25 protein-coding genes and 1 tRNA gene are annotated in these 24,522 nt (G+C 66.5%); 7 read left to right on the forward strand and 19 right to left on the reverse strand.

Annotation, left to right across the window (positions count from 1 at the left end):
- Positions 1-2: 2 nt before the first annotated feature.
- The 5 genes from hisS to HLH35_RS07510 form a co-directional block, all read right to left on the reverse strand.
- Positions 3-1,253 (reverse strand): histidine--tRNA ligase, encoded by a 1,251-nt coding sequence (gene hisS, locus HLH35_RS07490; RefSeq protein WP_182978558.1) that lies wholly within the window; start codon positions 1,251-1,253, stop codon positions 3-5.
- Between the two features lie 109 nt (positions 1,254-1,362).
- Positions 1,363-2,505 carry a flavodoxin-dependent (E)-4-hydroxy-3-methylbut-2-enyl-diphosphate synthase gene (gene ispG, locus HLH35_RS07495; RefSeq protein ID WP_182964523.1) on the reverse strand — a complete coding sequence of 381 codons (1,143 nt, stop codon included), beginning with the start codon at positions 2,503-2,505 and terminating at the stop codon, positions 1,363-1,365.
- 133 nt (positions 2,506-2,638) lie between these two features.
- The gene (locus tag HLH35_RS07500; protein WP_338029310.1) at positions 2,639-3,811 is read right to left on the reverse strand and encodes a helix-turn-helix domain-containing protein; all 1,173 of its coding nucleotides are present in this window, start codon (positions 3,809-3,811) and stop codon (positions 2,639-2,641) included.
- Complete coding sequence (locus HLH35_RS07505) at positions 3,808-4,881, reverse strand: NAD(P)H-dependent flavin oxidoreductase (protein ID WP_182978559.1); 1,074 nt, start codon at positions 4,879-4,881, stop codon at positions 3,808-3,810. Before HLH35_RS07505 ends, HLH35_RS07500 begins: the two co-directional genes overlap by 4 nt.
- Before the next feature lie 5 nt (positions 4,882-4,886).
- The gene (locus tag HLH35_RS07510) at positions 4,887-6,140 is read right to left on the reverse strand and encodes an aspartate kinase (protein ID WP_182978560.1); all 1,254 of its coding nucleotides are present in this window, start codon (positions 6,138-6,140) and stop codon (positions 4,887-4,889) included.
- 157 nt (positions 6,141-6,297) lie between these two features.
- Between HLH35_RS07510 and ubiG the strand changes: the two genes are divergently transcribed.
- Complete coding sequence (ubiG, locus tag HLH35_RS07515; protein ID WP_182978561.1) at positions 6,298-7,053, forward strand: bifunctional 2-polyprenyl-6-hydroxyphenol methylase/3-demethylubiquinol 3-O-methyltransferase UbiG; 756 nt, start codon at positions 6,298-6,300, stop codon at positions 7,051-7,053.
- Positions 7,054-7,076: 23 nt separating this feature from the next.
- Here ubiG and HLH35_RS07520 read toward each other — a convergent pair whose 3' ends face one another.
- The 5 genes from HLH35_RS07520 to HLH35_RS07540 all read right to left on the reverse strand — a co-directional run bounded on the left by HLH35_RS07520 (position 7,077) and on the right by HLH35_RS07540 (position 10,532).
- On the reverse strand, positions 7,077-8,306 hold the full coding sequence (locus HLH35_RS07520) for a lactonase family protein (protein WP_182978562.1): 1,230 nt from the start codon (positions 8,304-8,306) through the stop codon (positions 7,077-7,079).
- A gap of 33 nt (positions 8,307-8,339) precedes the next feature.
- Positions 8,340-8,861: a DUF2147 domain-containing protein gene (locus HLH35_RS07525; protein WP_246384930.1), complete on the reverse strand. Its 522-nt coding sequence runs from the start codon at positions 8,859-8,861 to the stop codon at positions 8,340-8,342.
- A 52-nt stretch (positions 8,862-8,913) separates the two neighbouring features.
- Positions 8,914-9,354: a DUF1178 family protein gene (locus tag HLH35_RS07530; protein WP_182978563.1), complete on the reverse strand. Its 441-nt coding sequence runs from the start codon at positions 9,352-9,354 to the stop codon at positions 8,914-8,916.
- Between the two features lie 17 nt (positions 9,355-9,371).
- On the reverse strand, positions 9,372-9,632 hold the full coding sequence (gene grxC, locus HLH35_RS07535; protein ID WP_182978564.1) for a glutaredoxin 3: 261 nt from the start codon (positions 9,630-9,632) through the stop codon (positions 9,372-9,374).
- Between the two features lie 69 nt (positions 9,633-9,701).
- Positions 9,702-10,532, reverse strand: a complete 831-nt coding sequence (locus HLH35_RS07540; protein ID WP_408870104.1) for a double zinc ribbon domain-containing protein — start codon at positions 10,530-10,532, stop codon at positions 9,702-9,704.
- 41 nt (positions 10,533-10,573) lie between these two features.
- Between HLH35_RS07540 and HLH35_RS07545 the strand changes: the two genes are divergently transcribed.
- The gene (locus tag HLH35_RS07545) at positions 10,574-11,446 is read left to right on the forward strand and encodes a methyltransferase domain-containing protein (RefSeq protein WP_182978565.1); all 873 of its coding nucleotides are present in this window, start codon (positions 10,574-10,576) and stop codon (positions 11,444-11,446) included.
- A 54-nt stretch (positions 11,447-11,500) separates the two neighbouring features.
- On the opposite strand, the gene moaA is transcribed toward HLH35_RS07545, so the two are convergent.
- The 5 genes from moaA to HLH35_RS07570 form a co-directional block, all read right to left on the reverse strand.
- A complete protein-coding gene (gene moaA, locus HLH35_RS07550) occupies positions 11,501-12,517 on the reverse strand; it encodes a GTP 3',8-cyclase MoaA (protein WP_182978566.1) in 1,017 nt (338 codons plus the stop codon).
- A 9-nt stretch (positions 12,518-12,526) separates the two neighbouring features.
- Positions 12,527-12,712 carry a DUF3553 domain-containing protein gene (locus tag HLH35_RS07555; RefSeq protein ID WP_182964534.1) on the reverse strand — a complete coding sequence of 62 codons (186 nt, stop codon included), beginning with the start codon at positions 12,710-12,712 and terminating at the stop codon, positions 12,527-12,529.
- 82 nt (positions 12,713-12,794) lie between these two features.
- The gene (gene pgmG, locus HLH35_RS07560; protein WP_182978698.1) at positions 12,795-14,198 is read right to left on the reverse strand and encodes a phosphoglucomutase/phosphomannomutase PgmG; all 1,404 of its coding nucleotides are present in this window, start codon (positions 14,196-14,198) and stop codon (positions 12,795-12,797) included.
- A gap of 2 nt (positions 14,199-14,200) precedes the next feature.
- Positions 14,201-15,076, reverse strand: a complete 876-nt coding sequence (gene galU, locus HLH35_RS07565; RefSeq protein ID WP_182978567.1) for a UTP--glucose-1-phosphate uridylyltransferase GalU — start codon at positions 15,074-15,076, stop codon at positions 14,201-14,203.
- A 319-nt stretch (positions 15,077-15,395) separates the two neighbouring features.
- Positions 15,396-15,481: transfer RNA gene (locus tag HLH35_RS07570), tRNA-Leu, on the reverse strand.
- A gap of 56 nt (positions 15,482-15,537) precedes the next feature.
- On the opposite strand from HLH35_RS07570, the gene lipB reads away from it, so the two are divergent.
- A complete protein-coding gene (gene lipB / locus HLH35_RS07575) occupies positions 15,538-16,236 on the forward strand; it encodes a lipoyl(octanoyl) transferase LipB (RefSeq protein ID WP_182978568.1) in 699 nt (232 codons plus the stop codon).
- Positions 16,237-16,255: 19 nt separating this feature from the next.
- Here lipB and HLH35_RS07580 read toward each other — a convergent pair whose 3' ends face one another.
- Complete coding sequence (locus HLH35_RS07580; RefSeq protein ID WP_182978569.1) at positions 16,256-16,864, reverse strand: LolA family protein; 609 nt, start codon at positions 16,862-16,864, stop codon at positions 16,256-16,258.
- Positions 16,861-17,202: a BolA family protein gene (locus tag HLH35_RS07585; RefSeq protein ID WP_408870105.1), complete on the reverse strand. Its 342-nt coding sequence runs from the start codon at positions 17,200-17,202 to the stop codon at positions 16,861-16,863. The genes HLH35_RS07580 and HLH35_RS07585 overlap by 4 nt, the downstream gene beginning before the upstream one ends.
- Before the next feature lie 72 nt (positions 17,203-17,274).
- Between HLH35_RS07585 and HLH35_RS07590 the strand changes: the two genes are divergently transcribed.
- The 3 genes from HLH35_RS07590 to cobT all read left to right on the forward strand — a co-directional run bounded on the left by HLH35_RS07590 (position 17,275) and on the right by cobT (position 20,997).
- Entirely contained in the window at positions 17,275-17,877 is a 603-nt protein-coding gene (locus tag HLH35_RS07590) for a J domain-containing protein (protein WP_182978570.1), read from the forward strand.
- 168 nt (positions 17,878-18,045) lie between these two features.
- Entirely contained in the window at positions 18,046-19,080 is a 1,035-nt protein-coding gene (gene cobS / locus HLH35_RS07595; protein ID WP_182978571.1) for a cobaltochelatase subunit CobS, read from the forward strand.
- A 15-nt stretch (positions 19,081-19,095) separates the two neighbouring features.
- Positions 19,096-20,997 carry a cobaltochelatase subunit CobT gene (gene cobT, locus HLH35_RS07600; protein WP_182978572.1) on the forward strand — a complete coding sequence of 634 codons (1,902 nt, stop codon included), beginning with the start codon at positions 19,096-19,098 and terminating at the stop codon, positions 20,995-20,997.
- A gap of 66 nt (positions 20,998-21,063) precedes the next feature.
- Here the strand turns inward: cobT and HLH35_RS07605 are convergent, their stop codons facing one another.
- Positions 21,064-22,503 carry a pyridoxal phosphate-dependent decarboxylase family protein gene (locus HLH35_RS07605; protein WP_182978573.1) on the reverse strand — a complete coding sequence of 480 codons (1,440 nt, stop codon included), beginning with the start codon at positions 22,501-22,503 and terminating at the stop codon, positions 21,064-21,066.
- A gap of 120 nt (positions 22,504-22,623) precedes the next feature.
- On the opposite strand from HLH35_RS07605, the gene HLH35_RS07610 reads away from it, so the two are divergent.
- Positions 22,624-23,421 (forward strand): alpha/beta fold hydrolase, encoded by a 798-nt coding sequence (locus tag HLH35_RS07610; protein WP_182978574.1) that lies wholly within the window; start codon positions 22,624-22,626, stop codon positions 23,419-23,421.
- A 7-nt stretch (positions 23,422-23,428) separates the two neighbouring features.
- Here the strand turns inward: HLH35_RS07610 and HLH35_RS07615 are convergent, their stop codons facing one another.
- The gene (locus HLH35_RS07615; protein WP_182978575.1) at positions 23,429-24,418 is read right to left on the reverse strand and encodes a bile acid:sodium symporter family protein; all 990 of its coding nucleotides are present in this window, start codon (positions 24,416-24,418) and stop codon (positions 23,429-23,431) included.
- Between the last annotated feature and the right edge of the window lie 104 nt (positions 24,419-24,522).

A 24,522-nucleotide genomic window follows, 5' to 3' on the forward strand; every position in this document is an offset into this window, starting at 1 on the left:
GCTTAGCGGCCAGCCGCCCCGGCCAGATAGGGCGCGACCGCGTCCAGCGCCAGCTCGTTCTGCGATCCTTCATCCAGCGCCTTCACCTGCGCCACGCCGCGCGCCACTTCGTCATCGCCGATCAGCACCGCATGGGTGGCGCCGATACGGTTCGCCCGTTCCATCCGGCGCTTGGCATTGCCGCGATAGGCGATTTCCGCCCGCACGCCATGGGCGCGCAGCGCCTGCAACAGCGTCACCGCCGCACCGCTAGCGCCTTCGCCCATAGGCACGACCGCCACCGGGCGCGGCGCCACCGGCGCACTGTCCAGCAGCAGGGCCAGCCGTTCGATCCCCCCGGCCCAGCCGATGGCCGGCGTGCGCGGGCCACCCATTTCGGCCACCAACCCATCATAGCGGCCGCCGGCCAGCACCGTGCCCTGGGTGCCCAGCTTCTCGGTCACGAATTCGAAGGTCGTGTGCCCGTAATAATCCAGCCCGCGCACGATGCCCGGATTCTCGCGGAACGGCACGCCCAGCAGATCCAGCGCCGAGCGCAGATCGTCCCAGAAGGTCCGGGCTTCGTCGGTCAGGAAGGCACCGATCAGCGGCGCATCGGCCACCAGCGCCCGGTCCTGCGGCGCCTTGCTGTCGAGGATACGCAGCGGATTGCGCTCCAGCCGGGCGCGGCTGTCATCGGACAGCTGGTCCTTGTATTCGGTGAAATAGGCGATCAGCGCGGCACGCCACGCGGCGCGGCTCTCCGTGTCGCCCAGCGTGTTCAGTTCCACCACCGTATCGTCGGCAATGCCCAGCGCCTTCAGGATATCGCGCCCCATCGCGATCACTTCGGCATCGGCCAAAGGCTCGGCCGCGCCGATCAGTTCGGCACCGATCTGGTGAAACTGGCGATACCGTCCCTTCTGCGGGCGCTCGTAGCGGAACATCGGCCCGGCATAGAACACTTTCTGCGGCAGGGACTGGGTCAGGCCGTTGGTCACCAGGGCGCGGCACACGCCAGCCGTGCCCTCGGGCCGCAGGGTCAGGGATTCACCGCCCCGGTCCTCGAAGGAATACATTTCCTTCGACACCACGTCGGACGTATCGCCCAGCGAACGGGCGAAGACCCGCGTATCCTCGAAGATCGGGGTGGACCATTCATCGAAACCATACAGGCCCGCGATGCGCCGCGCGGTATCGACCACATGGGCATGGCGCCGCTGCCCCTCGCCGATCAGGTCATGGGTACCACGGACGGGTTGCAGGCTGCTCACGGATCGATGTTCCTGTTTCTAAATCTCATATGTGTTCCGCCCCGAACGGGACGGAACACAACAAAGGACGGCCAATCTCCAACCCGGTCCTGCCGGGTCGGGCGCGTCCTTACTGGGCGGCGACGACCGCCTCTGCGGCCTTCGCGGCCTCTTCCTCGGCACGAAGGATTTCGGCCTTCTTCTCGACCATCTCCACGATGTGCTCGATCATCGAATCCGCCGCGATCGTGTGGTCCTGCCGGCCGGCGGCATAGACCATGTGGCGGCCCGAGCCACCGCCGGTCACGCCGATATCGGTCATCAGCGCTTCACCCGGACCGTTGACCACGCAGCCGATGATCGACAGCGTCAGCGGCGTCTGGATATGCGCCAGACGATCTTCCAGCGTCTGCACGGTCTGGATCACGTTGAAGCCCTGCCGCGCGCAGGACGGGCAGGAAATGATCTTCACGCCGCGATGGCGCAGGCCCAGCGACTTCAGGATATCCCAGCCGACCAGCACCTCTTCCTCAGGCTCGGCCGATAGGGACACGCGCATCGTGTCGCCCACGCCGGCCCACAGCAGGTTGCCCAGCCCGATCGAGGATTTGACGGTGCCGGCCCGTTTGCTGCCCGCCTCGGTGATGCCGATATGCAGCGGATGGTCGCAGACCTCGGCCAGTTGCTGATAAGCGGCAACGGCCATGAAGACGTCCGACGCCTTCACGCTGATCTTGAATTCGTGGAAATCGTGATCTTCCAGGATCTTGGCGTGCTCCAGCGCGCTTTCGACCAGCGCCTCGGGGTTGGGCTCGCCGTATTTTTCCAGAAGATGCTTTTCCAGCGAGCCTGCATTCACGCCAATACGGATCGAGCAGCCATAATCCTTGGCCGCCTTCACCACCTCGCGCACGCGCTCGGGGCTGCCGATATTACCCGGATTGATGCGCAGGCAGGCCGCGCCAGCCTGTGCGGCCTCGATCGCGCGCTTGTAGTGGAAATGGATGTCGGCAACGATCGGCACGTTGACCTCGCGCACAATCTCGGCCAGCGCGGCGGTGCTCTCCTCGTCGGGGCATGACACGCGCACGATATCGACGCCTGCCAGCTCCGCCCGCCGGATCTGCGCGATCGTCGCCTCGGCGTCGGTCGTCAGCGTGTTGGTCATGGTCTGGACGGAAATCGGCGCGTCGCCGCCCACCGCCACCTTGCCGACATGGATCTGCCGCGACTTGCGCCGTTCGATATACTGATAGGGACGATAGCTGCTCATTGTCTGCCCTCCGGATGAGGCGATGATAACATTGTTCTATCCGCCGGCATGACGGCGCGCCGCCTTTCCGTGCATGCTTCCTGCCAAAAACCGTTCGGTTTGGCCAGACCGGCCGCGGCCGGTCCCTGCCCTTTTACTCCCCGCTTTTCGCAGGCGCGGGCTGCGGCGCCGGAGGATGCCCCGCGCCGTCCACCCGCTCCGGAGCTGCGGCCGGGGCCGGGCGCACCGTCGGCGCAGGCACCGCAGCCACGATGCTACCGCTGCGAACGGCATCGCGCGTCAGCGGCAGATTGCGGCGCACCGTGCCATTCCGGCCCAGAGGCTGGGTCGTCACACCATCGGCGCTGACCACCAGCCCGCCGGCATTGCCGACCGTCAGCAGAAGATCCGTCTTGTCCTGCGGCGCGGACCAGCTCTCACCGGCTTGCAGGATATGGTCGTAAATCACTGGCCCACCAGCAACCCTGACCTGCACCCAGGTCTGGGCCGAGGCGGTCAGGACGATCTGCCCGGCAGGCGTGGCCGCCGCCGGGGCCGGAGCCTGAGCTGGGGGCGATACCGGAACCGGTGCCGTGCCCGGTGCGGCAGGTTGGGTCATGGACGGTACGGCAACAGGAGCGGCCGAAGCATCGGCGTTTGCAGCCGGCGCGGCCGGAGACGCGCCCTGCTCGACCTGACTGCCCGGCACCGGCGTGGGCTCCGCGGGAATGTCCCCATCGGTGATCGCCGATTTCTCCGGCTCCGGCAGCGGTCGCGGCGGAATGGGCGCACGTTCCGGCGGCAGGACCGAAGCGACCTGCGGCGAGGTCGGCGCCTGGCGCGTCATGCCCGGAATGGCAGAGAAGACCGAGGGAACGGGCTGCGGCGGCGCGGATTGCCCGTCGGTCATCCGGTACCAGCCGACATAGGCCAGCACGATGATCACCCCGCCCAGAAGCACCATGACGCCGACCGGCATCGCACCAGTGGATGCCGGGGCTGGAAAGGACAGTTCTGGCTTGCAGTCGATGCTGCCCCGCGTATCGGCCTTGAAGCGCGTGACCACCGCGTCGGCATCCAGGCCGAGCGCCTGCGCATAGGTGCGCAGGAAGCCGAGCGTATAGACATTCCCCGGCAGGTCCTTCACCCGCCCCTCTTCCATCGCCTCGAGAAACGACAGGCGTATCCGCAGCCAGGTCGCGACGTCGGGCAGCGCCCAGCCAAGCTGCTCGCGCCGCGCCCGCAGGGCCGGTCCAACGCCAGCCGCCCCCGTGGAGGCCCTTGCGCCGGAATCGTTCAGCGTCGTCCGGGCGTCCTCGTCACTCACGGCTCACCCGCGGCCTCTTCACGTCGGACCAGGGCATCGACGGCCTGCTCGACCAGTTCGGCGATAATGGTGGCCACCGGCTGAACCGACGTGATCATGCCGACCGACTGGCCAGCCATGACCGAGCCATTTTCCACGTCGCCCTCGATCACCGCCCGGCGCAGCGAACCCGCCCAGAAATGTTCGATATCGAGCTGGGCCGCTTCCTTGGTCAGTTCCCCGTCCAGATAGCGGCGAATCGTCTCGGCCTGATGGCGCAGGAACGCCCGCCCACCCTCGTTCGACAGGCCCCGCACCGGAATGACCGGGAAACGCTCGTCAAGCTGGACCGACGTCACCGCGTCACGCGCATTGGCACGCACGAAGGCCGCCTTGAAACGCTCATGGGCAATGCTTTCCGCCGAGGCGGCAAAACGCGTGCCGAGCTGCGCGCCGGCCGCACCCTGCTCCAGATAGGACAGGATGGCCTCGCCCCGTCCCAGCCCGCCCGCCACGAAGACGGGAATCGAGCGGATATGGGGCAGCACTTCCTGCGCCAGCACGGTCAGCGACACCGGCCCGATATGCCCGCCGGCCTCCGCCCCCTCGATCACCAGCGCATCGACGCCCATGCGCACCAGCCGCTTGGCCAGGACCAGCGCCGGGGTAAAGGCGATGACCTTCGCCCCGCCATCCTTCAGCGCCCGGATCGCCGGGCCGGGCGGAATACCGCCGGCCAGCACGACATGCGACACACCGGCCGCCAGGCAGACCTGGACCAGGTCGTCCAGGCGCGGATGCATCGTGATCAGGTTGACGCCGAAGGGGCGGCTGGTCAGCGCCTGGGTCGCGGCGATTTCCTCGGCCAGGCGGTCGGGTTCCATCGCCCCGCAGGCCAGCACGCCGAAACCGCCCGCATTGGAAATGGCCGAGACCAGGTTCCGTTCGCTGACCCACGACATGGCGCCACCCAGGATCGCGACCTCGCTCCCCAGGAACTGCGTGCCGGGCGCCCACAGGCGGTCCAGGCGGGCGCGGGCCGCTTCCCGCTGCATCGCGTCGCCCACCGGCTGCGTAACGAGTATCTCCATCGCCATCAGGCCGCGTCGAGGCCGTAGGCCGTATGCAGCGCCCGCACGGCCAGTTCGGCATATTCCGCGGCGATCAGCACCGAAACCTTGATTTCGCTGGTCGAGATGACCTGGATATTGATGTTGCGGTCCGACAGGGTACGGAACATCAGGTTCGCCACCCCGGCATGCGACCGCATGCCGATGCCGACGACGCTGATCTTCACCACGTCGTCATCCGTCACCAGCTCGCCGTACTGAATGACATCCCGCGACGATTCCAGCGACTGGATGGCACGGGCCAGATCGGTCTTGGAGGTGGTGAAGGTCATGTTCGTCAGGCCGTCGGCGCCGGTGCTCTGCACGATCATGTCGACATTCACGTTCGCCGCCGTCAGCGGACCGAAGATCGCGGCCGCGATCCCGGGACGGTCCGGAATGCGCCGGACCGACAGCTTCGCTTCGTCGCGCGAATAGGCAATGCCGGCGACCAGTTCCTTTTCCACGATCTCGTCCTCATCCACCACTAATGATCCGGGCAGGTTGCCTTCCGACGGGGCCGGGCCATCGACGAAGCTCGACAGCACCTGCACGCGCACCCGTTCCTTCATTGCCAGCTCGACGCTGCGGGTCTGCAGGACTTTCGCCCCGACCGACGCCAGCTCCAGCATTTCCTCATACGTGATCTTATCCAGCTTCCGCGCCCTCGCAACAATGCGCGGGTCGGTCGTGTAGATCCCGTCGACATCGGTATAGATATCACACCGGTCGGCCCCGATGGCGGCCGCAATGGCGACGGCCGACGTATCGGACCCGCCGCGCCCCAGCGTCGTGATGCGCCCGTCGGGGGCCACGCCCTGGAAGCCGGCGATGATCGGCACCTGGCCGGCCTGCATGCGTTCCACCAGCGCTTCGCCGTCTATCGAGCCGATACGCGCCTTACCGTGCGCCGCATCGGTGCGCAGCGGGATCTGCCACCCCAGCCAGGACCGGGCCTCGACCCCGATGGTCTGCAGCGCAATGGCCAGCAGGCCGCTCGTGACCTGCTCGCCGGTGGCGACGACCGCGTCATATTCCCGGGCATCGTGCAGCGGCGACAGCGACTGGCAATAGCCGACCAGCTGGTTGGTGACGCCGGACATGGCCGAGACCACCACAGCGACCTCGCACCCCGCCTCGACCTGCTTGCGTACTTTTTCCGCCACCGCGCGAATTCGGTCGAGGTCGGCCACAGAGGTGCCACCGAATTTCATGACGATCCGCGGAGTATGACGGGACATCGAAAGGGCTCTCCAGTTCGGCGCGGGGGCCGTTCCAGCCCGTCTGGGGCCGCTGGGGCATCGGACGGGGCATTGCGGTTATCTGCAAGGCGCGTCACATACCCTTCCCCCGCTGTGCCGTCCAGCGGGAGAAGCCAGATGTGGAGGTGCTGACGCCATGCAGGTCAACGATTCGGTCCATTCGGGCGGCCCGTCCGTCGTTCCGGACGAAATCGCCCGCTTCAGCGCCCTCGCCGATCGCTGGTGGGACCCCTCCGGCCCGATGCGGCCCCTGCATGCCATGAACGGCCTGCGCCTGGACTGGGCAAGGCGCCACCTGCCGGCACCGCGCGCCGGGGAATCCGCGCCCGTGACCCGCCTGCTGGATATCGGCTGCGGCGCCGGCCTGGCCAGCGAGGGGCTGGCCCGCATGGGCTATGACGTGCTGGGCCTGGACGCATCGGAAGCCGCGATCGAGGCCGCACGCGCCCATGTGCAGGCCCACCCGCTGCCGCCCGGCGCGGGCCGCCTCGCCTATCGCGCCGGCAGCGCCGAGGAATTGCGGGCGGAAGGGGCACGCTTCGATGCGATCTCGGCGCTCGAGGTGATCGAGCATGTCGCCGACCCCGCCGCCTTCCTGCGCCTGCTGGCCGACATGGTGGAACCAGGCGGCATCATCATCGTCTCGACCCTGAACCGCACGCTGCGCTCACTGGCAACGGCAAAGATCGGGGCGGAATATATCCTGCGCCTGCTGCCGGTGGGCACCCATGAATGGCGGAAATTCATCACGCCGGCCGAACTCGGCGCCTTCGCCGGCCAGGCAGGCTTGCGGGTGTCGGACATCGCCGGCATGACACCCGGCCTGACCGGCTGGCGCGAAAGCCGCGATTTGGGCGTCAACTACATCGCCAGCCTGGCCGTGCCGGGATAATATCCCGGCTCCGGCGCATCCGGTTAAAGCTGGAGGAAGGCGAAGGTCGTGGGGCTGCCGACGGCGGTGAAATGCCAGGTGAAATCCAGCGCGCCGGTTTCGGGGTCGACACGGAACGACGTGACGGAATCGCTGCGCTGGTTGGCGCAGAACAGAAACGTGCCGGACGGGTCGAACATCATGGCCCGCCCGTAATCCGCATGCATCCAGACTTCGTCGATCAGGGTCAGCAATCCATCGGCGCCGACACGGAAGACGGCCAGGGAATCCCCCAGCCTGTTCGATGCATAGATATACCGGCCGTTGGGTGACAGCAGGATTCCCGCCGCCAGCGTGCTGCCCTGGAAATAGGAGGTGACGGTGCTGACCCGCTGCTGCGGGGTGATCGTGCCGGTCGTGGGATCGAACGCCGCCACGACAATTTTGGAATCCTGTTCGCACAGGATGTAGAGCGTCCGCCCATCGTGGCTGAAGGAGAAATGACGCGGTGCCGATCCGGGCATCAGCGAGAGGAAAGGTTTCGCGGCGGGTTTGAGCTTGCCCGTCGCCAGATCCAGCGTCCAGACATAGACCCGGTCCAGCCCGGCGTCGCAGGCCAGGACGAAATTCCCCGACTGGTCACTGGCCACCATATGCACATGCGGCCCGGAATGGTCGCTGACCGCGAAATTGCCCGGCGGATTGTCCTGTGCCCGTTCCGGCATGCGCGGGCCGGAATTCTGCACGATGTCCGTCGGTTCGCCCAGGCTGCCATCCGGCCGGATGGGCAGGACGCCCACGCTGCCACCGACATAATTGGCCACCAGGACATATTGCCCGGAATGATGGACGCTGAGATGGCACGGCACCGCCCCGCCCGACGACACGACACTCAGCCGGGTCAGTTCGCCCGACAGCCGGTCGACCGCAAACGCGGTGACGCTGCCGTCATGCTTGCCGTTGAAATCGTCGATCTCGCTCAGCGCGTACAGGAAGCGATGGTCGGCCGACAGGGTAATGAAGGACGGGCTGGCGATATCCGTGAAGGTCGAAACCGGTGCCAGCGCGCCGGTCGTCGGGTTCATCTCGAAGAGCGCGATGCCCTGCCCATTCCCCGCCCCCCCGGGCGGCGCATGTTTGTTGTAGCCGCCAATATAGCACAATGTCCGCGCCCGGGCCGGGATCGCGGCCCGGGCAGGCCATGATGCGGCAAGGGGAATGCCCGACGCGGCCAGCCCGGTCAGCAGGGCGCGTCGTGAGAGGAGTGGGTTCATATCGCTCACGAATTCCGTTGAGAAAGAGACGGTTCACGGCATCTGGCAGCGCGCTCCGATCGTGCCGCCATAGCGTGTCCAGGTGTGGGTTTCGCCAAACAGAGGAATGCCCACATAGCCCCTGAGTTTCAGCACACCATCGCGCGGCGACCAGATCTGCGCCTGGTAGACCTTCCCGCTATCGGGATCGAGGATATGCCCGTTCCAGCGCCCGGCATCGTCCGAATCGGGAACGAATCCGGTCAGCATCAGCAGGCCGCATTCCGATGTCCCGTCCTTGGCCTTCGGAATCTCGCCCGTATAGCGCATGCCGACCAGCCGGCCGCACAGTTCGCCACCACAGGGCTTGATCTCGAAGACACCGTCATGCTCCCGCGTTTCCCATTGCCCGAGCACGGGCGACGCGTCGCGCGCGGCGGTAACCTCCGCCGCGCCCGCCGGCCGCGGATTCGCCGCCAGAAGGGCCAGCCCCCCCAGGGCAGCCAACAGCCGCACATGACGCCGCCCTTGCGGGAATGGGATCATGCCGGCCCATCGGCTTGTTCTGTCGTGCATGCGTTCCACCTTGCTTCCGGCCCCCGGCTCCGGTCCCCGTCCCTGCGTGCGATCAGCCGTCGGCACGCGGAACCCATGGTATGGCCATGATCTCGACCCCCTCATCGGCCAGGCGATCGCACTCTTCTTCCGATGCCTGCCCGTAGATGCCGCGCTGTTCGGCATCCCCGTGATGGATCTTCAACGCTTCGTCGGCGAATTTATCGCCGACATTCTCGCATCGTTCCTCGACATACTGTCTCAGGCGCTGCATCGCGGCCATCATCGCGGCGGGAACGGCCGCCCCTGCCTCGGGGCGCGGCCGCTCTCCCTCCGGCACGCGGGCCGGCGCGGTCCGCACGGCCGGGGCCATCAGGGCACGCACGACATCGGACGTGCCGCATTGCGGACAGGACAGAAGGTTCCGGCGCGCCTGATCGTCGAATGCGGCACTGCCGGGAAACCAGCCTTCGAATTCATGCCCCGCGTCGCAACGCAGCTGATAGCAGATCACGCCCCCCCGGTGCCCCGTCAGGCCGCCCGCAGCAGCGGATCGAGTTCGCCCCGCTGTTCCAGCGCCATCAAATCGTCGCAGCCGCCGATATGCTGCCCGTTGATGAAGATCTGCGGCACGGTTGTCCGGCCACCCGAACGCTCCCTGGCCTCAAGCCGTTCTGCCGTGCCGTGCAGGGCCCGGATTTCGGTGAAATGCGCGCCCTTCTGCTGCAGCAGGCGCACGGCGCGAACGCAATAGGGGCAACCTGGCTGGGTATAGACTTCGATGCTGGGCATGCCGCTCCTCGAACAGGGAAAGTAACCGATTTTGAAGACATAGCGCATTTGTGCCCTGGCACTATACCGTTACCCGACAGATGCCCTCCAACCATTCGCGTCGGTCCGCGCCGGGTCCGGCGCGCGGGCGGCAACCAGCACGTCCACCGATGCCGCGCCGGCCGCCAGCACGGCCCGCGCGCAGGCGCCCAACGTCGCCCCCGTCGTCATCACGTCATCGATCAGGACGATCTGCCGGCCGGCAAGAGCATCCCGGCGCGACGGCCGCACGGCAATCGCCCCCTGCAATATCTCCTGCCGCGCGCCCGCTCCCAGCCGCGCCAGCGCGGGCGTCTTTCGCACGCGGACCAGCGCATCCGGCAGAACCGACAGGTGCGCGATCCGGCCGATCGCCGCCGCCAGCAGCCCGGCCTGGTTGTAGCGGCGGCGGAACAGGCGGCCCCTGTGCAGCGGCACCGGCACCAGCAGATCGGCCTCACACAGCAGGTCGCGACCAGCACGCACCATATGCCGCGCCAGCAAGGGGGCCAGATCGGTGCGATCGGCGTATTTCAGGCGCAGGATCAGGGGGCGCGACCACTCGTCATAGCTCAGCGCCGCCCGGCCCGATCGCCACGGCGGAGGCGTATCGAGGCACGGGGCGCAGACGCGGCCCGCGCCACCGGGGGCCGATGCTGCGAAGGGCTGGCCGCATCGCGCGCAGCATGGGTCGGCAATGAAGCGCATCGAGCGGAAGCAGTCCGCGCACAACAGGCCAGCGCGGTCGACCGGCTGGTGACAGGCCAGACAATCGGGCGGCAGGAGAAGGTCGAACACACGCCCGGCCATGCGCCGTGGCAGGCCGCCTGCCCCGCCCCGTCCTGATCGGGTTTCCCCCGTATCGCCTATCGTGCCAACCATCACGCAAAGGTGCCATTGGCATCGCCGATCCGGAAGGGCACATGCACCCCATGAACGATCCCGTGATTTTCGACCGTGCCGCCGTGCGCCGTCACCGCGATCGCGCCGCCCCGCTGGTGCACAGGGTGGCCCCCGTCCTGCAGGAAGTCGCCGACAGGCTGCTGGACCGGCTGGACGACACGACCTACCGCTTCAGCGCGGCGCTGGACATCGGCGGCCGTGGTGTGGTGGGGCCCCAACTGCGCGCATGCGGGATCGACAGCGTCGTGTCGTGCGACCTCTCCCCCAAAATGGCGCGGGTGAACGGCGGAACGGTCCTGTGCGCGGACGAGGAATGGCTGCCCTTCGGCCCAGGCACCTTCGACCTGGTCGTCGCCAACCTGTCCCTGCACTGGGTCAACGACCTGCCCGGCGCGCTGGCGCAGATCCGCCACGCGCTGAAGCCCGACGGGCTGTTCCTGGCCAGCATCCCCGTCCTGCCTACCCTGGGAGAGTTGCGCCGCGCCCTGACCGAGGCCGAATGCGCGCTGACCGGCGGCGCCGCACCAAGGGTCTCCCCCTTCCCGGACCTGAGGGACTGCGCATCCCTGCTACAGCGCGCGGGCTTCGCCCTGCCGGTCGCGGATGTGGAAACGCTGACCCTGGCCTATCGGTCATCGATGGCCCTGCTGCGCGACCTGCGCGCAGCAGGCGAGACCAATGCCCTGAGACTGCGCAGCCGGCAGGTTCCACGCCCCGAACTGTTTCCCGCCGCCCTCGCCAGCCTGACACCGGAGGCCGACGATGCCCATCTGTCCGTCCCGCTGCGCGTGGCGATCATGACCGGCTGGGCCCCGGCAAACAGCCAGCCCCAGCCCCTGCAGCCCGGCGCCTTTTCGATATCGCTTGAGGATGCGATAAAGAAAATGGAATAATCCATTGAATATAAAAAATAACTGAAGCCGATTGGAGGCATGTCTCCAATCGGACTAACCGCCGGTCACGCTCATATGCCGGCGTATGGCGGCAGGGTCGTCCACCCGCCGTCCGATGACGAAATCATGCCCCTTCGGCTTGCGCAGGATGGCCGACTGCACCAGGCGCAGCAGGTCGGCATCACTGGCCCCGTCCCGCAGGGGCTGCCGCAGGTCCGTTGCCCCTTCATTTCCCAGGCACGGATAGAGCTGCCCGGTGCAGGACAGCCGCACGCGGTTGCAGCTTTCACAGAAATTATGGGTCATCGGGGTGATCAGCCCCAGCCTGCGCCCGGTCTCCCGCACCCGCAGGTAGCGCGCCGGCCCTCCCGTACGCTCAGCCAGCGGCTCCAGCGTCCAGCGCCGCGACAGGTCGGCGCGCACGCTGGACAATGGCAGGTACCGATCGGACCGGTCTTCGCCCGTCTCGCCCATCGGCATGGTCTCGATCAGGCACAGATCGGCGCCGATTTCGCCGCACCATGCCAGCAGCGTGTCGAATTCGTCGTCATTCACCCCGGCCATTGCCACCGTATTGATGCGGATCGCCAGTCCCGCCGCCCGAGCGGCGCGAACACCTGCCAGGGTCTGATCGAGATTGCCGCGCCGGGTGATGCGATGAAATTTTTCAGAATCAAGCGAATCCAAGCTGATATTGACACGCCGTACACCCGACCGGGCCAGCATGTCGGCATGCTCCGCCAGCCGCGACCCGTTGGTCGTTACGGTCAGTTCGTCCAGATGGCCGTCCTCGCCCGTCCGGTTCAGCCATTGCCCCATCGTCTGGAAAAAACTGCCGATATCCCGCCTTACCAGCGGCTCGCCTCCGGTGACGCGCAGCCGCGTCACGCCGCTGCGGATGAAGGCAGCACAGAGCCGCTCCAGTTCCGCATAGGTCAGGATTTCGGCCTTGGGCAGAAACGACATAGTTTCCGCCATGCAGTACACGCAGCGCATGTCGCACCGGTCGGTGACGGAAACCCGCAGATAGGTGACAGTCCGGCCGAGGGAATCGAGGAACGGCGTACCCATGCCAACCCTTCAGGAAATAACCGTCAGCATGACGACCGACGCATCGATCAGCACCTTGCCCTGATCCTCGAAATTGACCGTAACCCGATGGGCAATGGCCGACTGCACCTGGCCCACTCCCCATTCCGGATGATCCGGATGGCGAACGAACTGCCCCGGCTCCAGAAACGAACGAAAAGGCAGCGCATCGGTCACGCGACATAAGCCTCCGAAAACCGGCTACCAGGCACGTTACCAGCCTGCGCCGAGATATTCAAAGGCCGGAGGCCCGTCCCACTCAGTGTCCTTCACCCGCGAAATCGGGCGCTGCCACGCCTGCGCGTTCCAGTTGCGCGGTCAGGACTGCCTTCAGCCGCTCCAGCCCCTCCTGGCTCGCGCTTTCCGCCCGCGCCACCAGCATGGCCTGGGTATTGGAAGCCCGCAGCAGCCACCATCCATCCACGCTGTTCACCCGCACGCCGTCAATCGTCGACATGTCGGCGCCCTCTTCAGCCAACCGCGCCGCAACATCCTCGATCACCGAAAATTTGCGGGCGTCGGGGCAGTCGAAACGCAGCTCCGGCGTGCTGACCATCCTGGGCAGCGCCTCGCGCGCCGCAGACAGCGTCGTTTCCATCCGGGCCACCATTCCCAGCACGCGAACCGCCGCATACAGCGCATCGTCGAACCCGAACCATCTGTCGGCAAAGAAGAAATGACCCGACATCTCGCCAGCCAGGGGCGCGCCGGTTTCCATCATCCTGGACTTGATGGGCGAATGGCCGCTGCGCCACATCAGCGGCTGCCCACCTGCCCTGCCCACCTCGTCAAACAGAACCTGACTGGCCTTTACATCGGCAATGACCGTGCTGCCCGGCCGGGCACGCAGCACATCGCGCGCCAGAAGCACCAGAAGCTGGTCACTCCACAGGATCTCGCCCCTGTCGTCCACCACCCCGATCCGGTCGGCGTCGCCATCGAAGGCAATGCCGATATCGGCACCCGTATCGTGCACGGTGGCGATCAATTGGGCAAGGTTCCGCGGAATGGTCGGGTCCGGATGATGGGCCGGAAAGCGGCCGTCGATCGCTCCGTTCAGGATCGTATGCTCGCCGGGGATATGCCGCACCAGTTCCGCCAGGACCTCGCCGGCGGCGCCATTGCCATTGTCCCAGACGATTTTCAGCCGGCGCGCGCCGCCATCCCAGTCCCGCGCCAGACGCGCGACATAGGCCTGCCGAATATCGACATCCCGCATGCTGCCGGCACGCTCGGGCACCACGTCGCCACGTGCCGCGAGATCCCCCAATTCCCTGATGCGCGGGCCGAAGAAAGGCTGGCCCGCCAGTATCATCTTGAACCCGTTGTGATCGGGCGGATTATGGCTGCCGGTCACCATGACCGCGCCGTCAGCCTCCATGACGGTCGATGCGAAATACAGCATCGGCGTCGGCCCGAGACCGACGCGCAGCACTTCAACACCCGAGGCGACAGCCCCGCTGACCAGGGCTGCCTCCAATTCGGGAGAGGATAGCCGGCCATCACAGCCGACCGCGACCGTCCGCCCGCCCCCGCGTGCCACCATGCTGCCGAACGTCCGCCCGATCGCATAGGCATCACGCGGATGCAGGGTCTTTCCGACGATTCCCCTGATATCGTATTCGCGCAGGCTCGTGGAATCGAAGCCGTGCGCGAACGCCACCATCACGCGCCGGTATAGTTCTTCAGGAACGCACGCACCGAATCGCCCAGATCGGGCCGATCGATCGACATGGCAATCTGCGCCTCCAGGTAACCCAGCTTGTTGCCGCAATCGAAACGCTGCCCCTCATAGCGCAGGCCATGGAAGGGAACATGCCCGATCACCTTGGCCATCGCATCGGTCAACTGCACTTCGCCGCCCGCGCCACGCTCCAGCTTGGCCAGATGCGTCATGACGTCGGCCGTCAGGACATAGCGCCCGATGATCGAAAGGTTGGACGGCGCTTCCTCGGGCTTGGGCTTCTCGACCAGTCCCGTCACCTCGACGATGCGGCCATCATCCTTGCCCGTCTTCAGGATACCGTAGCGGCTGGTATGCTCGCGCGGCACTTCGGTCACCGCGACGACGTTGCCGCCGGTCTGGTTATAGGCATCCACCAGCTGCTTCAGGCACGGCACATTGCTCTTGACCAGATCGTCGGGCAGCAGAATCGCAAACGGGTCGTCACCGATAAAGCTGCGCGCGCACCAGATCGCGTGACCCAGGCCCATTGGCTCCTGCTGGCGAACGGCAATCAGCGCGCCGGCGGCGATGCTGCTGGGCGCCAGCGCGTCCAGCGCTTCCTGCTTGTTGCGCTCGCGCAGCGTCGTTTCCAGCTCGAAAGCGACGTCGAAATAATCGATCAGCGAATCCTTGCCCCGGCCGGTAATCAGGCAGAATTCCTCGATACCGGCGGCGCGGGCCTCGTCGATGGCATACTGGATCAGCGGCTTGTCGACGACCGTCAGCATTTCCTTGGGCATGGCCTTGGTCGCCGGGAGGAAACGGGTGCCGAGACCGGCGACCGGAAGCACGGCTTTTCGCAAGGGTTTGATCACAAGCGTTACCTTCGATCCATCGTTGAAATTCAGAGCGCGCGAACGCGTCACGAACGGTCGCAGCGCATGAAAACAACGACCGTGCTCGCATTTCGTTCTAACCGATAAACGGTAAAAAAAAATGACTTAAGTGAGGCAAAATAAGATGATGGGTCAGAAGGATGGCCCTCCCAGGCCTCTTCGGCCGGCCATCATGCCACATGAGATCGCCGTAAAAACGGCACGCGCCGCCGGGCCACCGAAAGGGTGGAGGCAGTATTCCGTTTGTTCTGATTTTCGGCTGAGAGCCAATCGCTGCCGGTCATGCCGGCATATCGATTGGTGCGGTCGAGAAGACTCGAACTTCCACGGGGTTGCCCCCACAAGCACCTCAAGCTTGCGCGTCTACCATTCCGCCACGACCGCACCGTGACATCGGTTACCGCCTGAGCGATACCGTGTGACGGAAGGCCGTATAGACGATGCAGGTTCGAGGGGCAATGACCGAAAAGACAATTCTGTGGAATTCAAGCCGGGTACCGGTTCCCTACCCCGATGCGATCGCGGGAATGGAGCGACAGGTGGCGGGAATCCGCGACGGCAGCCTGCCCGAACGGGTCTGGCTGCTGGAACATCCCCCCACCTACACGGCCGGCACATCGGCCCGGCAGGAAGATCTGTTCAATCCATCCGGATTCCCCACCCACGCGGCCGGCCGGGGCGGGCAATGGACCTATCACGGCCCGGGCCAGCGGGTGGCCTATGTAATGCTGGACCTCACCAGCCAGCAGGGCACAGCCCCGCCACGTGATCTGCGCGCCTATGTCCATGCGCTGGAGGAATGGCTGATCCGGACATTGCGCCGGTTCGACGTGACGGGCGAACGGCGCGCGGACAGAATCGGCGTCTGGGTCGTCGATCCCCTCACCGGGCGCGAGAGCAAGGTCGCGGCCCTGGGCGTCCGGGTCACGCGCTGGACCTGCTGGCATGGCGTGGCGCTGAACGTGGCGCCGAATCTGGCCCATTTCGAGGGCATCGTGCCCTGCGGCATCCGCGAGCACGGCGTGACCAGCCTGCACGAACTGGGCCGCGACGTGGACATGGCCACCGTGGACGAGGCGCTGCGCGCCAACTGGCAGGATCTGTTCGGCAGCACCCCGACGCCGATCGGGGATGCCTGACGGCAAAGAGCGCGCCGGATTACAGCGGCGCGCTCAGTGAAAAGAAATCGGGCGGGAAGTCCGTCCCGGTCCGCACATCGGTCAGATGCAGGCGCGTGCTGTTGCGCCGCGCGTCCAGCAGGTCGATCGCGACCAGCGACAATTGCCCGGCGAAATCGGAGAATCCCAGCGTCAACAGGCCCTGGGACGGATTGTCGCTGCGCGCCATGGAGATCTGCAGCACATTGGCCCCATGCCGGATCGCGGTCACCACCACCGCGCCCCCCAGATGCACTGGCGTGGCCAGCAACAGCCCCAGCGGCTGGTGCGACAGGTTCATCCGCGTCACCGACTGGCGCTGCGCGTCACGAAACACCAGGTGCCCGCCCGCCGCCACCAGCCGCATCGGGTGCGGCGTCCGGTAATCCAGGCGCAGATTGCCCGGTTCGTAGGAAAGCGTCCCTTCCCCAACCCCGCCATCGGGCCAGGTCTGGACAACCTGGGCGGTCAGGCCGCGCGTGGTGTTCAGGTAGCGTTCGACCCGCGCGACATCATGCAAGTCCACCGCGCCGGGCGATGCCTGGCAGGCTGCCACAGCCAGGGGCGCGGCCAGGAAAAGCCGGCGCGACAGAATGACGCGAGGGCTCATGCGCCCGCGATCCGGGCCTGCTCGGCAGGCGTGCGCAATGTCAGCGACAGCGCATGCAGGCCAGAGGCAAATTCCGGCGTCAGCAGCTCATGCACCAGCCGCGACCGCTGCACGCGCGCCAGCCCGTCGAATGCGGCGCTGACCACCAGTACATTGAAATGGGTCTCGCCCCCTGCGGGGGCCCCGCGCATCCCCGCATGCCCGGCATGACGGCCGCTGTCATCCTCGATTTCGATCAGGCTGGGGGCCAGTTGCGCGCGGAGCGCCCGGCCGATCCGGTCCACTCTCCTGTCCTCGGCCAGAGGCGGTGCCGCATGCGCATGTTCCGTGCTGTTCACTGTTCCCGTTCCCTCTGCTGACTGACTCTCTTGGCTCTTGCACGAATACGGTTCGAACGCACATAACGCCAGATGATGACCCGAAAGAACACACGTCACCGGGCTTTCGACCCCGATCCGGATGCGCCGGCCCGGTGCTGCGACATGGCCGGATGTGACGAGAATGCCGGCTACCGCGCACCGAAGTCACGCGACGCGCTGAACGAGTATTTCTGGTTCTGTCTGCCCCATGTGCGCGAATACAATGCGCGGTGGGACTATTATAAAGGCATGTCCCCCGGCCAGATCGAGGCCCATATCCGCGATGACGTGTCTTGGAACCGCCCCTCCTGGCGGCTGGGCCAACGTGCGTCGCGCCTCGGGCCGGACGATTTCATCGATCCGATGGACCTGATGGACGGCGCACGCCGCCCCGGGCCACGCGCCGGCACCCCGGCCCGCCCCGACATGCCCGAGGCGCTACGCCAGCCGCTGGACATGCTCGGCCTGGACTGGCCGCTGTCGATGGACGAGCTGAAAATGCGCTACAAGGACCTGGCACGACGGCATCACCCCGACGCCAATGGCGGCGACCGCCAGTCGGAGGAACTGCTGAAGAGCATCAACGTCGCCTACACCACGCTGCGCGCCCACCTTGCCTCGGCGCGGGAAGCCGACCTGGAACGTACCGCGTAGGCATGGCCTTGCCGGCGATAGCGTCTATAGTGACACGGGAAACGTCGAGAGAACGCCGCAGGCACCAACCGGGCGCCGAAGACAGGAAGCCAGAGACCAGAACAGGATGCGGGACAACGCCACATCATGGCGTGTCCGGACCTACCAGCCGTGACGGATGCAACCCTTATGAATGACCTCGCCACCCTGACAGCCGGAGCCGTAGACGAGAACGGAGAGGCCCTGCCGCCGATCTCGGCCCTGTCCGGCGCCCCCGACCTGATGGTTTCGGCCCGCGAAATCTTCGGCATCGACAGCGACCTGCAGGTCCCCGCCTTCTCGATCCGTACCGACCATGTGCCCGATGCCGACCCGACCTACCGTTTCGACCACGACACCACGCTGGCGATCCTGGCGGGCTTCGCGTTCAACCGCCGGGTCATGATCCAGGGCTATCACGGCACCGGCAAGTCATCGCATGTCGAACAGGTGGCCTCGCGCCTCAACTGGCCCTGCATCCGCATCAACCTCGACAGCCACATCTCGCGCATCGACCTGATCGGCAAGGACGCGATCGTGCTGCGCGACGGCAAGCAGGTGACGGAATTCCGCGAGGGCCTGCTGCCGTGGGCGCTGCAACGCCCGTGCGCCCTGGTGTTCGACGAATATGATGCCGGCCGCCCAGACGTGATGTTCGTCATCCAGCGCGTGCTGGAAGTCGAAGGCCACCTGACGCTGCTGGACCAGAACCGCGTCATCCGCCCCCACCCGTTCTTCCGCCTGTTCGCCACCGCCAACACGGTCGGTCTGGGCGATACGACGGGCCTGTATCACGGCACCCAGCAGATCAATCAGGGCCAGATGGATCGCTGGAACATCGTGACCACCCTGAACTACCTGCCCCACGCCCAGGAAACGGCCATCGTGATGGCCAAGATGGGCGTCGACCCCAACGACGCGCCGGCCCGCAAGCGGATCGAGAGCATGGTGGCCCTGGCCGACCTGACGCGCGCGGGCTTCATCGCCGGGGATATCTCCACCGTCATGTCGCCGCGCACGGTGATCAGTTGGGCGGAGAATTATCGGATCTTCCAGAACCTGGAATTCGCATTCCGGGTCACGTTCCTCAACAAGTGCGACGAGGCGGAGCGGCAGACAGTGGCGGAATATTACCAGCGCTGCTTCAACGTCGACCCCACCGGCACCGCGCCGCGCGCGCGCTGATCGGCCGGCGCCGCCATGCGCGAACGTAAGAACGACATCCTGTCCGCCCGCCAGGCCGCCGCCGAACGGACGGACGCGTTCAAGCGCGCGACCGTAGGCGTGCTGCGCGCGCTGGGCGGCCGCGCGAACGCCGACGTGATCTTCCAGAGCGGCCCGATTCCCGCCGCCGCCGCCGTCAGCGGCGAGCATGTACGCCTGCCCCAGCCGGGCGCGAACCTGCAGGAAGCCGATATCGACCGCGTCCGGGGTGCTGCCGACGCGGCGGCCCTGCGGCTGCGCCATCACGATGCCGCGCTGCACGCAGCCACCCGGCCCGAACCGGCCGATGCCCGCGCAGCCTACGAGGCTCTGGAACAGGCCCGCGTGGAAAGCGTGGGCGCCCGCCACATGGCCGGCGTCGCCGCCAACCTGAAACATAAGATCGAACGCGAATATCACGATTCCGGCTATGACCGTGCCGAACGGCGCGAGCAGATACCGCTACCCGTCGCCCTGTCGCTGCTGGCGCGCGAGACACTGACCGGCGAACCGGTGCCCGACTCCATGCGCGCAATCGCCGACAAATGGCGCGAGCATCTGGGACCTTCCGCCCAGCGCGCATTGAAGGACATGGCGGCCACCCAGGACGACCAGCGGGCCTTCGCCCGGGCGGCGCGCCGCCTGCTGGTGGCCTGCGAACTGATCGAGAGCGAAGCCGAAATCGAGGAAGATGCGGAGGGCAGCGACAGCGCCTCGTCCGACGAATCCGAAGACCAGCCCTCCGAATCGCCCGAGGATCAGCAGCCGCAGAAGCAGGAGGATGCGTCCGGACTGCAAGAGGACGAATCCGGCCTGCAACCCCAGCTGGCGCAAGGCACCGGCATGGGCGACGAGGATGCCGACGATGCCGAACCCGGCGAGGCCGCCGGGTCGGAGGAAGCCGGCGGCCCGCGTGGCGCCGACAACCAGACGGCAGAGGACCCCGCGAACGTCTACCACGCCTTCACGACGCAATTCGACGAAGAGATCGCGGCCGAGAATCTGTGCGACCCCGAGGAACTGACGCGCCTGCGCCAGCAGCTCGACCAGCAATTGCTGAGCCTCCAGGGCGTGGTGTCGCGCCTGGCCAACCGCATGCAGCGCCGCCTGCTGGCCCAGCAGACCCGCGCTTGGGAATTCGACCTGGAGGAAGGCATCCTCGATGCCGGCCGCCTGTCGCGGATCGTGGTCAATCCCACCTTGTCGCTGTCCTACAAGCACGAACGCGACACCGATTTCCGCGATACGGTGGTGACGCTGCTGATCGACAATTCGGGCTCGATGCGCGGCCGTCCCATCTCGGTGGCCGCGATGTGCGGCGACATCCTGGCCCGTACGCTGGAACGCTGCGCGGTGAAGGTCGAGGTGCTGGGCTTCACCACCCGGGCCTGGAAAGGCGGACAGAGCCGCGAGCGCTGGGTGGCACAGGGCAAGCCCCCCAATCCCGGCCGCCTGAACGATCTGCGGCATATCATCTACAAATCGGCCGACATGCCATGGCGCCGGGCGCGCAAGAATCTGGGCCTGATGCTGCGCGAGGGCCTGCTGAAGGAAAATATCGACGGCGAAGCCCTGCTCTGGGCATGGCGGCGCCTGCAAACGCGCCACGAAAGCCGGAAGATCCTGATGGTGATTTCCGACGGCGCCCCGGTCGATGACAGCACGCTGTCGGTCAATCCCGGCTCCTATCTGGAGACGCATCTGCGCCAGGTCATCGGCCAGATCGAAAATCGCAGCGGCGTCGAACTGGTAGCCATCGGCATCGGTCACGACGTGACGCGCTATTACCGCCGCGCGGTCACGATTTCCGACGCCGAGGAACTGGGCGGCACGATGATGCAGGAACTCTCCGACCTGTTCGACGAACGGGCCGCCACACCCACCCGCCGCCGCGCCTGAAAAGCGCGGCTGAGCCTGGCTGGAATGCGCGCCGGCGGCGATCCGACGCGCATTCCAGCCAGGCTCTTATTTTGCCAATGTTTCCAGCCGGTCCGCCAGCAGCCGCAGCAGCGCGTCAACCATGGCATCGACATCCGCCGCCACCGTGCGGTGGTTGACGATGGCCGCCCGAATCGCGCGCACGCCGTCCACCATGGTGGTGGATGGCGCGGCGACACCCGATTCGTGCAGATCCTTCACCAGCTCGCCGTTCAGCCAGTCCAGATCCACACCCGGCACACACACGCGGAAGCACACGATATTCAGCCCCACCGGCGCCAGACGCTCCAGCAGTGGCTCCCGGTCCACGCGCCGCGCCAGATGCTGCGCCACGGCACAGCATTCATCGACCATCAGGCCCATCCGGTCGGTGCCGTAGGTGCCCAGCGTCATCCAGACCTTGAGCGCGCGAAAACCGCGTGAGAGGTCCGGCCCCAGATCGCAGAACCAGGGCGCATTGCCGGCCAGCCCCCGATCCTCGCGCGACAGATAGGCCAGGGACTGCGCGAATGCCGCCGCCTGCCGCCCCGGCGTGCGGACCAGGATGCAACCCGCGTCATAGGGAACCTGCGCCCATTTATGGAAATCGAACGCCACACTGTCCGCCCGCTCCAGCCCAAGCAGGGCCGGACGGCGCGTCGGCGACAGCATGGCCAACGCGCCGAACGCCCCATCGACATGGAACCAGAGCCCCTCTCCCGCCGCGATCTCCGCAATCGTGTCCAGATCGTCGATCGCACCGGTATCAACGGTGCCAGCCGTGCCGATGACGATAAACGGCTCCAGCCCCGCCGTGCGATCCGCCGCAATGGCCGCCCGCAACGCCGCCAGATCCATGCGATGTTCTGAATCCACCGGCAGCACGCGCAACGCATCCGTTCCCAGCCCTGTCAGGTCGAACGCGCGGGCAATACAGCCATGGGCGGTCGCCGCAGCGTAACCGACCAGCTTTCGTCCCCCCACACCTTGCCGGCGCAGCGCCAGCCCGTCGCGCGCCGCCCGGCTGGCAGTCACGACCGCGATCATGTTCGCCATCGACGATCCGGTGACCAGCAGCCCGGTCGCATCGTCGGGAAACCCCATGATCCGCGCCGCCCAGCCGATCACCGCGCGCTCGATTTCGACCGGCGCATGGTCGCGGCCGCCGCAATTGGCGTTCAGGCCGCCGGCCAGCAATTCAGCCAGCATGCCGACCCCGGTGCCGCCGCCATGGACCCAGCCCATGAAACCCGGATGGGTGTTGCCGGTGGCATAGGGCGCGATCAGCGCCTGAAACCGCTCGTAGAGAATATCAGGCGACGTCGGGCCCGACGGCAGGGTATCATGCAGTGCATCGCGGACCGTATCGGGCATCGGGCGCCAGACAGGGCCACCCCGCAGGGTCGCCAGCCGGTCGACCATGTCGTCGATCATCCGGTGGCCGAGACGACGCAGATCGTCCCAATTGTCGGGGTCCAGGCCGGTCATGGGCGCGTCCGTTTCCTTTTATCGGCGATCGGCGGGCTGGCCAGTCGCGCGCGTCTGTCCAATAATTCGATGCGTGCCTATATGTGCCATCGGGCGCATCAAGTCTTCAATGGAACCTGCATGTTCTTCGGCAAACTCGAATTGACGGAAGTGGCGTGGGGCGACAGCCCGCGCCGGGCCAGGCTTGGGGGGCAAGGCAAGCTGCTGGTCCTGCTGCATGGCCAGATGCAAAGCCACGCAGCCTGGCATGCCATCGCGCCCGACCTGGCCCGCACCCACACCGTGCTGTGTCCGGACCTGCCGCGCGACCTGGATTTCCGGCGCCAGGCAGAGGAATTGCTGCGCCTGGCATCGGATCTGGGGCACGAGCACCTGGCCGTGGCGGGGCATGGCACGGGCGGCCATATCGCCGCCTATGCCGCCTGGCTGGCGCCGGAGCGGGTGACCCATCTGGCCGAGATCGAATGCATCCCCTCGCCGGGCCATCAGGGGCGCGCCGATCTGGCCTTCGAACTGTCGCGCTACAGCAGTTGCTGGTTCGCCCAGCTTCATCCCAAGCCCGAATCGGCCACGATGGCGGTGCCCGAGGAATGGACCCGCCCGGCACCGCATTCCGTGGCACCGTTCAGCCGCTCGGCGGTGGCCGACTATCTGGAAACCATGCCGGCGGGCGAGACCCCGGGGGCGAACGGCCATCATCGCATCCCCCCCTATCCCGGGGATTTGCGCATCGCCTGTCCGCTGCTGGTGGTCTGGTCGCGCGACGGGCGGCTGGGCGGCTGGTACAACCCCGCCGATCTGTGGCGGCCTTACGCGACCGGCCCGCTCAACCAGGCCGAAATCGCGTGCGGCTATTATATCCCCGAGGAACAGCCCCAGGCACTTCTGGACGCGCTGACCGCGTTCCTGGCGTCCTGACGCGGCGTCAGGACGCCTTGGGCAGCGCCTCGGGCTCGTCTTGCCGGCGCTCCCACGCGGTAGCATAGCGCCGGGCCAGCACCGCGCAGACAAAGAGCTGGACCTGGTGAAAGATCATCAGCGGCAGCACCACCAGGCCGACGGTGGCGGGCGGAAACAGCACGTTCGCCATCGGCACGCCAGAGGCCAGGGTCTTCTTGGAACCGCAGAACACGATCGCGACTTCGTCCTCCCGTGGGAAGCCAAGGGCGCGGCTGCCGAATGTGGTGACCAGCAGCACACAGGCCAGCAGGATACTGTCCGCCAGCAGGATCAGCCCGATCTGCGAGAGCGGCATCTTGTGCCACAGCCCCTGGACCACGGCCTCGCTGAACGCGGTATAGACCACGATCAGGATCGACCCCCGGTCGGTCATGGACAGCAGGCGCTTGTTGCGATGCGCCCATTTACCCAGCCACGGCTGCAACACCTGCCCCAGTACGAACGGCAGCAGCAATTGCAGCATGATGGCCACGACACCCCCCGAGCCCGATGCCGCGCCATGGCGCTCCAACACCAGCCCGGTCAGGATCGGCGTGATGAAGATGCCCAGGATATTGGACGTGGTCGCCGCACAGACGGCAGCCGGCACATTGCCGCGCGCGATCGAGGTAAACGCGATCGAGGACTGCACGGTCGACGGCAGGCAGCACAGGAACAGAATGCCCAGCCAGACCGACGGATGTAGCATGTTGGGAAACAGCGCATGCAGGCCCAGGCCCAGCAGCGGAAACAGCGCGAAGGTGCACAGCAGGATGGCCAGATGCAGCCGCCAGTTCACGATGCCGCCCATCACGGCCTGGCGCGACAGGCGCGCCCCCTGCATGAAGAACATCACGGCAATGACCGCGATCGCCAGATCCTGGAAGATCGGCACGGCAGCGCCGTGACAGGGCAGGATGGTGGCGATGATGACGGTACAGATAAGGCTGATCAGAAACGGATCGGGCTTGAGCATCGGAAACATTCCGCTGGCGGTGGAGTGAAGACGCACTGGCGCGCGCACCATGGACCGGCCCGATGTCTGCCGAAACATCGCAGCCTGCCTCGCCTCGGTCACGA

Origin of the sequence: Gluconacetobacter asukensis (genome assembly GCF_014174375.1) — a bacterium.
GTDB lineage: Bacteria > Pseudomonadota > Alphaproteobacteria > Acetobacterales > Acetobacteraceae > Gluconacetobacter > Gluconacetobacter asukensis.

Coding starts and splice junctions, on each gene's coding strand:
- lipB (WP_182978568.1), top strand. CDS start 15,538: ATGCAGGTTCGAGGGGCAATGACCGAAAAGACAATTCTGTGGAATTCA.
- HLH35_RS07510 (WP_182978560.1), bottom strand. CDS start 6,140: ATGTCCCGTCATACTCCGCGGATCGTCATGAAATTCGGTGGCACCTCT.
- HLH35_RS07580 (WP_182978569.1), bottom strand. CDS start 16,864: ATGAGCCCTCGCGTCATTCTGTCGCGCCGGCTTTTCCTGGCCGCGCCC.
- HLH35_RS07610 (WP_182978574.1), top strand. CDS start 22,624: ATGTTCTTCGGCAAACTCGAATTGACGGAAGTGGCGTGGGGCGACAGC.
- cobT (WP_182978572.1), top strand. CDS start 19,096: ATGCGCGAACGTAAGAACGACATCCTGTCCGCCCGCCAGGCCGCCGCC.
- HLH35_RS07505 (WP_182978559.1), bottom strand. CDS start 4,881: ATGGAGATACTCGTTACGCAGCCGGTGGGCGACGCGATGCAGCGGGAA.
- ispG (WP_182964523.1), bottom strand. CDS start 2,505: ATGAGCAGCTATCGTCCCTATCAGTATATCGAACGGCGCAAGTCGCGG.
- cobS (WP_182978571.1), top strand. CDS start 18,046: ATGAATGACCTCGCCACCCTGACAGCCGGAGCCGTAGACGAGAACGGA.
- HLH35_RS07615 (WP_182978575.1), bottom strand. CDS start 24,418: ATGCTCAAGCCCGATCCGTTTCTGATCAGCCTTATCTGTACCGTCATC.
- HLH35_RS07540 (WP_408870104.1), bottom strand. CDS start 10,532: ATGGTTGGCACGATAGGCGATACGGGGGAAACCCGATCAGGACGGGGC.
- HLH35_RS07605 (WP_182978573.1), bottom strand. CDS start 22,503: ATGACCGGCCTGGACCCCGACAATTGGGACGATCTGCGTCGTCTCGGC.
- HLH35_RS07525 (WP_246384930.1), bottom strand. CDS start 8,861: ATGCACGACAGAACAAGCCGATGGGCCGGCATGATCCCATTCCCGCAA.
- HLH35_RS07520 (WP_182978562.1), bottom strand. CDS start 8,306: ATGAACCCACTCCTCTCACGACGCGCCCTGCTGACCGGGCTGGCCGCG.
- HLH35_RS07590 (WP_182978570.1), top strand. CDS start 17,275: ATGATGACCCGAAAGAACACACGTCACCGGGCTTTCGACCCCGATCCG.
- moaA (WP_182978566.1), bottom strand. CDS start 12,517: ATGGGTACGCCGTTCCTCGATTCCCTCGGCCGGACTGTCACCTATCTG.
- grxC (WP_182978564.1), bottom strand. CDS start 9,632: ATGCCCAGCATCGAAGTCTATACCCAGCCAGGTTGCCCCTATTGCGTT.
- HLH35_RS07545 (WP_182978565.1), top strand. CDS start 10,574: ATGCACCCCATGAACGATCCCGTGATTTTCGACCGTGCCGCCGTGCGC.
- ubiG (WP_182978561.1), top strand. CDS start 6,298: ATGCAGGTCAACGATTCGGTCCATTCGGGCGGCCCGTCCGTCGTTCCG.